The sequence below is a fragment of the Streptomyces sp. NPDC058964 genome, assembly GCF_042741275.1.
Lineage (GTDB): Bacteria > Actinomycetota > Actinomycetes > Streptomycetales > Streptomycetaceae > Streptomyces.
In genome coordinates, this window is the sequence record NZ_JBHYKH010000350.1 from 1 (window position 1) to 9,537 (window position 9,537).

Consider the following 9,537-nt stretch of genomic DNA (forward strand, 5'->3'; position numbering starts at 1 on the left):
CGCCTCCTGCGACCCCGACGGGATCCTCGCCACCCCGGTGGAGACCGTCCCCGGCCGCGACATCCCGGCAGCTCACCGACGGCTCAGGCAGCTCGTCGAGGAGTACGAGCCGATCGAGGTCGTCGTCGGCCTCCCTCGCTCCCTCAAGGGGGGCGAGGGTCCGGCCGCGGTCAAGGTCCGTGCCTTCGCCCAGGAGCTGGCCAAGGGCGTCGAGCCGGTGCCGGTTCGCCTGGTGGACGAGCGGATGACGACCGTGACGGCCAGTCAGGGACTGCGTGCGTCCGGGGTGAAATCAAAAAAGGGCCGCTCCGTGATCGACCAGGCGGCCGCGGTCATCATTCTGCAGCAGGCCCTGGAATCCGAACGGGTGTCAGGTAAACCACCCGGCGAGGGCGTCGAAGTGGTCATCTGATCGCGATACGGTAACGTTCCGCGCGATGCGATGGTGTTCGAACAGCCACCGCACAGCAAGAGGCGGAACGGAAACCGGCCCTCGGGCCGTGTGTCGCTGCCGCCTCGCGGCTCTAGGGGATCGATGACTGAGTATGGCCGGGGCCCAGGCTCCGAACCGTGGCATCCGGGGGACCCGTTCTACGGGGACGTCGGATGGGAAGGGCAGCAGCAGGCCCATGTGGGTCAGCAGGCTGCCTACGGCGGCCAGCAGCAGCACTATCCGCAGCAGCCGCAGCAGGGTGACTGGAGCCAGGGGCAGCAGGCCGGGTACGACCAGCAGCAGTACCAGTACTACGGCGGTCAGGGACAGCAGCAGTACACCGGTCAAGACGAGCAGCAGTACGCCGCGCAGACCCAGCCGCAGTACCACCAGGGCGGCTGGGACGCGACCGGCACCCACGGGCACGTACCCTACGCCGCCGACCCGGGCGACCCCTACGGCCAGCAGCCGGTGGCGTACGGGGCCGAGCAGCCCGACCTCTACGGCACCCCCGACGCGTACCCGCCGCCGCGGCCGCCCGGCCGCAGGCAGCCCGAGCCGGAGCCGGAGGCGGATCCGGAGACCGACTGGGATCCCGGTCCCGACCAGGGCGAACACGCCTTCTTCGCGGACGGCGACGACGACGAGGACGACGCCCCGAAGGGCCGGCGCGGGCACGGCGACGGCAAGGGCAAGGCGCCCAAGGGCGGAAAGGGCGCCAAGAAGAAGCGCCGCAACGGCTGCGCCGCCATGTTCGTCGTCCTGGTGTTCGGCGGCGGTCTCGGTGCGGTCGGCTACTACGGCTACCACTTCTACCAAAATCGTTTCGGCCCGGCTCCGGACTACGCGGGCAGCGGAAACGGCGAACAGGTCGTGGTCGTCATCCCGAAGGGCGCCGGCGGCTACACGATCGGCATGAAGCTGAAGGAGGCCGGCGTCGTCGAGAGCGCGGACGCGTTCGTGTCCGCGATGCAGGCGAACCCCAGGGGCAAGGGGCTCCAGGACGGTGTCTACACACTGGAGAAGCAGATGTCCGCCGCGAGCGCGGTGGAACTGATGCTCAGCCCGAAGAGCCGCAGCAACCTGATCATCGCCGAGGGCCGCCGCAACACCGAGGTCTACGGAATGATCGACAAGCGTCTCGGAGTGCCGGCGGGCACCACGGCGCGTGTCGCGAAGAAGGAGTACAAGCACCTCGGCCTGCCCGCCTGGGCGCTGAACCGCCCCAACGTCAAGGACCCGCTGGAAGGATTCCTCTACCCCTCCAGCTACGCGGCCGCCAAGGGCCAGAAGCCCGAGGCCGTCCTCAAGGGCATGGTGGCCCAGGCCACCGCCAAGTACCAGGAACTGGGCCTGGAGAAGAAGGCCAGGGCGCTCCACCTGGACAACCCGTTCCAGCTGGTCACGGTCGCGAGCCTGGTCCAGGCCGAGGGCAAGACGCACGACGACTTCCGCAAGATGGCGGAGGTGGTCTACAACCGTCTCAAGCCCACGAACACCGAGACCAACCGGTTGCTCCAGTTCGACTCGACCTTCAACTATCTGAAGGGCGCGAGCAACATCCACATCAGCGAGTCCGAGATCAACAGCAACAAGGACCCGTACAACACGTACACCAACAAGGGCCTTCCGCCCGGTCCCATCGACAACCCGGGCGACGAGGCGCTGAAGGCGGCACTGAATCCGACCCACGAGGGCTGGATCTATTTCGTGGCGACCGACGGGCAGAGCAACACCGAATTCGCCAAGACCTATTCGGAATTCCAGAAGCTCAAGGAAAAGTTCAATGCCAGCTCGGGCAACTGACGGCCGCCGGGCCGCCGTGCTCGGTTCGCCGATCGCCCACTCCCTCTCTCCGGTGCTGCACCGGGCCGCGTACGACGCGCTCGGGCTCACCGGGTGGTCGTACGAGCGCTTCGAGGTCGACGAGGCCGGCCTGCCCGGCTTCTTCGAGGGGCTCGGTCCCGAGTGGGCGGGGCTGTCGCTGACCATGCCGCTGAAGCGGGCGGTCATAACGCTGGTCGACGAGATCAGCGAGACGGCCGCCTCCGTCGACGCGGTCAACACGGTCGTCTTCACCGAGGACGGCCGACGTGTAGGGGACAACACCGACATCCCGGGCATGGTGGCCGCCCTCCGCGAGCACGGCATCGAACAGGTCGACTCGGCGGCGATCCTCGGCGCCGGCGCCACCGCCTCCTCCGCCCTGGCCGCGCTGGCCCGGATCTGCACCGGCGACGTCGTCGCCTACGTCCGCAGCGCGGAGCGGGCCGCCGAGATGCGGCAGTGGGGCGAGCGGCTCGGCGTCGAGGTCCGTACGGCGGACTGGGGCGACGCGGCGCAGGCCCTGCACGCCCCCCTCGTGATCGCCACCACGCCCGCCGGCACCACCGACGCGCTCGCCACCTCCGTACCCGAACGACCCGCCACCCTCTTCGACGTGCTCTACGACCCCTGGCCGACCTCCCTCGCGGCCCGCTGGTCCATGTTCGGCGGGGCCGTCGTCAGCGGCCTCGACCTGCTGGTGCACCAGGCCGTTCTCCAGGTCGAGCAGATGACCGGCCACACCCCGGCCCCGCTCGATGCCATGCGCCGCGCCGGGGAGAAGGCGCTCGCCGACCGCTGACTTCCCGTTTCCTTCCCGCCGCGCGTCCGCTTGCTGGACCGGCGGCCGGACAGCACCGGGGACGTGGGAGGATCGGAAGTGGCGGGCCGGGGCCGCGCACCCGGTCGAGCCGTCGCCGTACGCGAGGACACGCGTACGCAGGGCAGTACCAGGGCGCGAGCACTGAGGAGCATCGTTGAGCAGGCTGCGTTGGCTGACCGCGGGGGAGTCCCACGGTCCCGCACTTGTCGCGACGCTGGAGGGCCTTCCCGCCGGCGTGCCGATCACCACCGAGATGGTCGCCGACCACCTCGCGCGGCGGCGGCTCGGCTATGGGCGCGGCGCGCGGATGAAGTTCGAGCGTGACGAGGTCACCTTCCTCGGCGGCGTCCGGCACGGCCTCACCCTCGGCTCCCCGGTCGCGGTCATGGTCGGCAACACCGAGTGGCCCAAGTGGGAACAGGTCATGGCGGCCGACCCGGTGGACCAGGAGATCCTCGACGGCCTCGCCCGCAACGCCCCGCTGACCCGCCCGCGCCCCGGTCACGCCGACCTCGCGGGTATGCAGAAGTACGGCTTCGACGAGGCCAGGCCGATCCTGGAGCGCGCCTCCGCGCGCGAGACGGCGGCCCGTGTGGCGCTCGGCGCGGTTGCCCGGTCGTACCTGAAGGAGACGGCCGGTATCGAGATCGTCTCGCACGTCGTCGAACTGTGCTCCGTGAAGGCTCCGCAGGGTGTGTACCCCACCCCCGCGGACGTCGAGAAGCTCGACGCCGACCCGCTGCGCTGCCTGGACGCGGACGCGTCGAAGGCCATGGTCGCGGAGGTCGACCAGGCCCACAAGGACGGCGACACCCTGGGCGGCGTGGTCGAGGTGCTGGCGTACGGCGTCCCGGTGGGCCTCGGCTCGCACGTGCACTGGGACCGCAAGCTGGACGCCCGGCTGGCCGGTGCCCTGATGGGCATCCAGGCGATCAAGGGCGTCGAGATCGGCGACGGCTTCGAGCTGGCCCGGGTGCCCGGCTCCAAGGCGCACGACGAGATCGTCAGCACGCCCGAGGGCATCCGGCGCGTCTCCGGCCGGGCCGGCGGTACCGAGGGCGGGCTGTCCACGGGCGAGCTGCTGCGGGTGCGCGCCGCGATGAAGCCGATCGCGACCGTGCCGCGCGCCCTGAGGACCGTGGACGTGACCACCGGCGAAGCCGCCCAGGCGCACCACCAGCGCTCCGACGTCTCCGCCGTGCCGGCCGCGGGTATCGTCGCCGAGGCGATGGTCGCCCTCGTCCTCGCGGACGCGGTGGCGGAGAAGTTCGGCGGCGACTCGGTCCCCGAGACCCGCCGCAACGTCCAGTCGTACCTCGACAACCTGGCGATCCGGTGAGCACCGTGCCCGCGGTCGTCCTCATCGGCCCCATGGGCGTGGGCAAGTCCACGGTCGGACAGCTGCTCGCCGAGCGGCTGGGCGTCGGTTACCGGGACACCGACGACGACATCGTGGCCGCAGAGGGCCGGACCATCGCCGACATCTTCGTGGAGGAGGGCGAGCCCGCCTTCCGGGCGGTCGAGAAGCGGGCCGTGCACCGGGCCCTCGCCGAGCACGAGGGCGTACTCGCGCTCGGCGGCGGCGCGATCCTCGACGAGGACACCCGCGCCCTGCTCGGCGGGCACCGCGTCCTCTACCTCTCGATGGACGTCGAGGAGGCCGTAAGGCGCACCGGTCTGAACGCGGCCCGGCCGCTGCTCGCCGTCAATCCGCGCAAGCAGTGGCGCGAGCTGATGGAGGCACGGCGGCACCTGTACGAGGAGGTCGCCACGGCCGTCGTGGCGACGGACGGCCGTACGCCCGAAGATGTCACCCAAGCAGCGCTGGACGCACTGGAGTTGAAGGAAGCATGAGCGAGGCAGTGACGCGGATCCAGGTCGGCGGCACGGCGGGCACCGAGCCGTACGAGGTCCTGGTGGGCCGTCAACTCCTGGGCGAGCTGGCCGGGCTGATCGGTGACAAGGCCAAGCGGGTCGCCGTGATCCACCCGGAGGCCCTCGCGGAGACCGGCGACGCGCTGCGGGCCGACCTGGCCGGCCAGGGCTACGACGCCGTCGCCATCCAGGTGCCCAACGCGGAGGAGGCCAAGACCGCCGAGGTCGCCGCCTACTGCTGGAAGGCGCTCGGCCAGTCCGGGTTCACCCGCAGCGACGTCGTCGTCGGTGTCGGCGGCGGCGCCACCACCGACCTGGCCGGTTTCGTGGCCGCGACCTGGCTGCGCGGGGTGCGCTGGATCGCGGTCCCGACGACCGTGCTGGCCATGGTCGACGCGGCCGTCGGCGGCAAGACCGGCATCAACACGGCCGAGGGCAAGAACCTCGTGGGCGCCTTCCACCCGCCGGCGGGCGTGCTGTGCGACCTGGCCGCGCTGGAGTCGCTGCCGGTCAACGACTACGTCTCCGGACTCGCCGAGATCATCAAGGCCGGTTTCATCGCCGACCCGGTGATCCTGGAGCTCATCGAGTCCGACCCCGAGGCCGCGCGCACCCCGGCGGGCCCGCACACGGCCGAGCTGATCGAGCGCTCGATCCGGGTCAAGGCCGAGGTCGTCTCCTCCGACCTGAAGGAGTCGGGCCTGCGCGAGATCCTCAACTACGGCCACACACTCGGCCACGCGATCGAGAAGAACGAGCGCTACAAGTGGCGGCACGGCGCCGCGGTCTCCGTCGGCATGCACTTCGCCGCGGAACTGGGCCGTCTGGCAGGCCGGTTGGACGACGCCACGGCGGACCGCCATCGCTCGATCCTGGAGTCGGTCGGGCTGCCGTTGCACTACCGCTACGACCAGTGGCCCAAGCTGGTGGAGACGATGAAGGTCGACAAGAAGTCCCGCGGCGACCTGTTGCGGTTCATCGTCCTCGACGGCCTCGCCAAGCCGACCGTCCTGGAGGGACCCGACCCGGCCGTCCTGCTCGCCGCGTACGGCGAGGTGGGCGAGTAGTACCCCGGCGTACCTTCCGCCCGATTCGCCTTGCGGGGCGGGCACTTCACACCGCCCCCGGCCGTTCACCAAACGACGGCCGGGGGCGGTACCGTTCGGTAGCGAGCGGGGTAAGTGCCCCGCTGCCAGCGCCGATCGCCTGCGGCGAGTGGTGAACCGAGCAAGAAGAACGAGACGGAGTGGCACCGGATGCAGCACGCAGTGGGGTCTCCGCTGCCGCCGCCCCACCAGCCGGGGCAGGGACCGGCGGCCGGCTGGTCGCCGGCCGCACACCACCCGGGTTCCCACCATCCGGGAGCCCACCATGGTCCCGCGCCCGTGCCTCCACCGCCACCCGTGCCCGGGTTCACCGGGGTCCCGTCGGGACCGGTGCCGCCCGCGCACGTGCAGCCCCCTGTCCCGCAGCACGCCCCCGCCCCGCCGTCCCCCGACACCACCGGCCATGTGCCGCTGCCGCCCGGCGGCCCCGTCGCCGTACCCAGCGCGCCGCCCGCCACGGCGGCCGCGCCCGACCCCACGGCCACGACCCTGGCCGTGCTGCTGATCGGCCCCGCGGGCGCGGGCAAGACGAGCGTGGCCAAGTACTGGGCCGACCACCGTCGGGTCCCCACCGCCCACATCAGCCTCGACGACGTACGCGAATGGGTCCGCGCGGGTTTCGCCGACCCCCAGTCCGGCTGGAACGACCACTCGGAGGCGCAGTACCGCCTGGCCCGCCGCACCTGCGGTTTCGCCGCGCGGAACTTCCTGGCCAACGGCATCTCGTGCATCCTCGACGACGCCGTCTTCCCCGACCGGCCGGTGGTGGGCCTGGGCGGCTGGAAGCGGCACGTGGGCCCCGGGCTGCTCCCGGTGGTCCTGCTCCCCGGCCTGGACATCGTCCTGGAGCGCAACGCCGAGCGGACCGGAAACCGCCGTCTCACCGACGAGGAGGTCGCCCGCATCCACGGCCGCATGGCCGGCTGGTACGGCTCGGGCCTCCCGATCATCGACAACTCCCAGCTCGACGTCCCCGGGACGGCCCGCGTGCTGGACGACGTCCTGGCCAGGGCGATAGCAAGCCCCCCGAGCTGGTAGCCAGGGGTATCCGGTCCTGCCCGTCCCCCGACCGCACCCTCCCAACCGGCACAATCCGCCCACCGCTCCTACGCTCGTGTCATGTCAGAGGTGTACGCGGCCCGCCGAGCCCGGCTCAAAGAACGCTGCAACGCCGGCGGCAGCCCATCCGCACTGGTGTCCCGCCCCGCCAACGTGCGCTATCTCGCGGGCGCGGCCCCGCGGGGTGCCGTTCTGCTGCTGGGCAAACGCGAGGATCTGCTGGTGTGTGCAGATCCGCCGGAGGACCGTCCCTTCGAAGGGCGGCCCGACGAGAACCTGATGGTGCACATCCTGTCCGGCGCGGGAGGCGACGCCGCGGTCGCGGCGGCCGACCTGGCCGCCGCCCAGGGCGCCGATTCCCTCGCGGTCGAGGAACACCACCTCACCGTCGCCCGGCACCGGGCCCTCTCCTCGGTCGCCCCGGTGCTCCGTCTCGCCGACCTGGCCTGCGCGGTGGAGCAGCTCAGGGTCGTCAAGGACGAGGAGGAGATCTCCTGTCTCCGGATCGGCGCCGAGATCGCCGACCAGGCGCTGGGCGAGCTCCTGGAGTCGATCCTGGTCGGCCGTACCGAGCGCCACCTGGCCCTGGAACTGGAGCGGCGTCTCGTCGACCACGGCGCCGACGGCCCGGGGTTCCCCACCTCCGTGGCCACCGGGCCGCACTCGGGCCGCCGCGGCCACCGGCCCACCGACCGGCGGGTCGAGGAGGGAGATTTCCTGTCCGTCTGTCTGGGGGCCACCTATCGCGGCTACCGCTGCGAGATCGGCCGGACCTTCGTGATCGGCACGTCGCCCGCCGACTGGCAGATCGAGCTGTACGACCTGGTCTTCGCTGCCCAGCGCGCGGGGCGGGAGGCGCTGGCACCGGGCGCCGCCTACCGGGAAGTGGACCGCGCGGCACGCCAGGTGCTGGATTCCGCGGGGTACGGAGAGAGCCTCCAACCGCTCACCGGACACGGGGTCGGACTCGAAATCGACGAGGACCCGCAGCTGGCCCCCGCGGCCATGGGTAAACTGGACGCTTGCGTGCCGGTCACCGTCGAACCGGGGGTCCACCTCCCGGGCCGGGGCGGTGTCCGGATCGATGACACGCTCGTCGTACGCCCTGAGGCGGACGGCGGACCCGAGCTACTCACCATCACGACCAAGGAGCTGCTCGCGCTCTAGCGACCCCAGGGAAGTTCAGGCACGTCCCCACGCCGCCCGGCACGCACTCTCGCCGCACCGGCCGAAGACCCCAGTAGCTCCGCTACGAGGACCTTCGCCCGGCACACCGAGAGCACGCACCGAACGACGCGGGAACGCACCCGTACTTCCCCGGCGCCGCTGGACGCCTGCCCCGGGGTCGTCCACGTCAGTCCAGGAGATTCCGCAACCGTGGCTTCCACGAACGACCTCAAGAACGGCATGGTGCTCAAGCTCGACGGCGGCCAGCTGTGGTCCGTCGTCGAGTTCCAGCACGTCAAGCCCGGCAAGGGCCCGGCCTTCGTGCGCACCAAGCTCAAGAACGTGCTTTCCGGCAAGGTCGTCGACAAGACCTTCAACGCCGGCGTCAAGGTCGAGACGGCCACCGTCGACAAGCGCGACATGCAGTTCTCGTACATGGACGGCGAGTACTTCGTCTTCATGGACATGGAGACGTACGACCAGCTGCACATCGACCCCAAGGCTGTCGGCGACGCCGCCAACTTCCTGATCGAGGGCTTCACGGCCGTCGTCGCCCAGCACGAGGGCGAGGTGCTCTTCGTCGAGCTGCCCGCCGCCGTCGAGCTGACCATCGCCGAGACCGAGCCGGGCGTCCAGGGCGACCGCTCCACCGGTGGCACCAAGCCGGCCACCCTGGAGACCGGTCACCAGATCCAGGTCCCGCTCTTCATCACCACCGGTGAGAAGATCAAGGTCGACACCCGCACGAGCGACTACCTCGGCCGGGTGAACAGCTAACCGTGGCTGCCCGCAACACGGCCCGCAAGCGCGCCTTCCAGATCCTCTTCGAGGGCGACCAGCGCGGGGCCGGCGTCCTGACGGTCCTCGCGGACTGGATCCGGCTCTCCCGGACCGACGACCGGCAGCCGCCGGTGAGCGAGTACACGATGCAGCTGGTCGAGGGGTACGCCGAGCACGCCCGGCGGATCGACGAGCTGATCGCGCAGTACTCGGTCGGCTGGACACTCGACCGGATGCCCGTCGTCGACCGCAACATCCTGCGCCTGGGCGCGTACGAGCTGATCTGGGTCGACGAGACCCCGGACGCCGTCGTCCTCGACGAGATGGTGCAGCTGGCGAAGGAGTTCTCCACGGACGAGTCGCCCTCGTTCGTCAACGGGCTGCTCGGCCGGCTGAAGGACCTCAAGCCTTCGCTGCGTCGCGACTAGCTCCACGACGTGCCGAAAACGCCGGGGTGGCGGGAACCGAAC

General features: G+C 71.0%; 10 protein-coding genes. All 10 read left to right on the forward strand.

The features are described from left to right. The coding region (gene ruvX, locus ACFW2E_RS32400; RefSeq protein ID WP_384471098.1) for a Holliday junction resolvase RuvX at positions 1-412 on the forward strand (412 nt) is incomplete at its 5' end. Positions 413-535: 123 nt separating this feature from the next. Next, positions 536-2,239 (forward strand): endolytic transglycosylase MltG, encoded by a 1,704-nt coding sequence (mltG, locus tag ACFW2E_RS32405; RefSeq protein WP_384471101.1) that lies wholly within the window; start codon positions 536-538, stop codon positions 2,237-2,239. Then, complete coding sequence (locus ACFW2E_RS32410) at positions 2,220-3,059, forward strand: shikimate dehydrogenase (protein WP_384471104.1); 840 nt, start codon at positions 2,220-2,222, stop codon at positions 3,057-3,059. The genes mltG and ACFW2E_RS32410 overlap by 20 nt, the downstream gene beginning before the upstream one ends. Before the next feature lie 175 nt (positions 3,060-3,234). Further along, positions 3,235-4,419, forward strand: a complete 1,185-nt coding sequence (gene aroC / locus ACFW2E_RS32415) for a chorismate synthase (RefSeq protein WP_384471106.1) — start codon at positions 3,235-3,237, stop codon at positions 4,417-4,419. Positions 4,420-4,451: 32 nt separating this feature from the next. Beyond that, a complete protein-coding gene (locus ACFW2E_RS32420; RefSeq protein ID WP_384471123.1) occupies positions 4,452-4,934 on the forward strand; it encodes a shikimate kinase in 483 nt (160 codons plus the stop codon). Continuing rightward, a complete protein-coding gene (aroB, locus tag ACFW2E_RS32425; protein WP_384471109.1) occupies positions 4,931-6,022 on the forward strand; it encodes a 3-dehydroquinate synthase in 1,092 nt (363 codons plus the stop codon). Before ACFW2E_RS32420 ends, aroB begins: the two co-directional genes overlap by 4 nt. Positions 6,023-6,211: 189 nt before the next feature. Further along, complete coding sequence (locus ACFW2E_RS32430) at positions 6,212-7,099, forward strand: Pro-rich N-terminal domain-containing protein (RefSeq protein ID WP_384471112.1); 888 nt, start codon at positions 6,212-6,214, stop codon at positions 7,097-7,099. An 81-nt stretch (positions 7,100-7,180) separates the two neighbouring features. Further along, a complete protein-coding gene (locus ACFW2E_RS32435; RefSeq protein ID WP_384471115.1) occupies positions 7,181-8,287 on the forward strand; it encodes an aminopeptidase P family protein in 1,107 nt (368 codons plus the stop codon). A gap of 210 nt (positions 8,288-8,497) precedes the next feature. Beyond that, entirely contained in the window at positions 8,498-9,064 is a 567-nt protein-coding gene (efp, locus tag ACFW2E_RS32440; RefSeq protein ID WP_384471118.1) for an elongation factor P, read from the forward strand. A gap of 2 nt (positions 9,065-9,066) precedes the next feature. Then, entirely contained in the window at positions 9,067-9,495 is a 429-nt protein-coding gene (gene nusB, locus ACFW2E_RS32445) for a transcription antitermination factor NusB (protein ID WP_384471121.1), read from the forward strand. Positions 9,496-9,537: the final 42 nt, after the last annotated feature.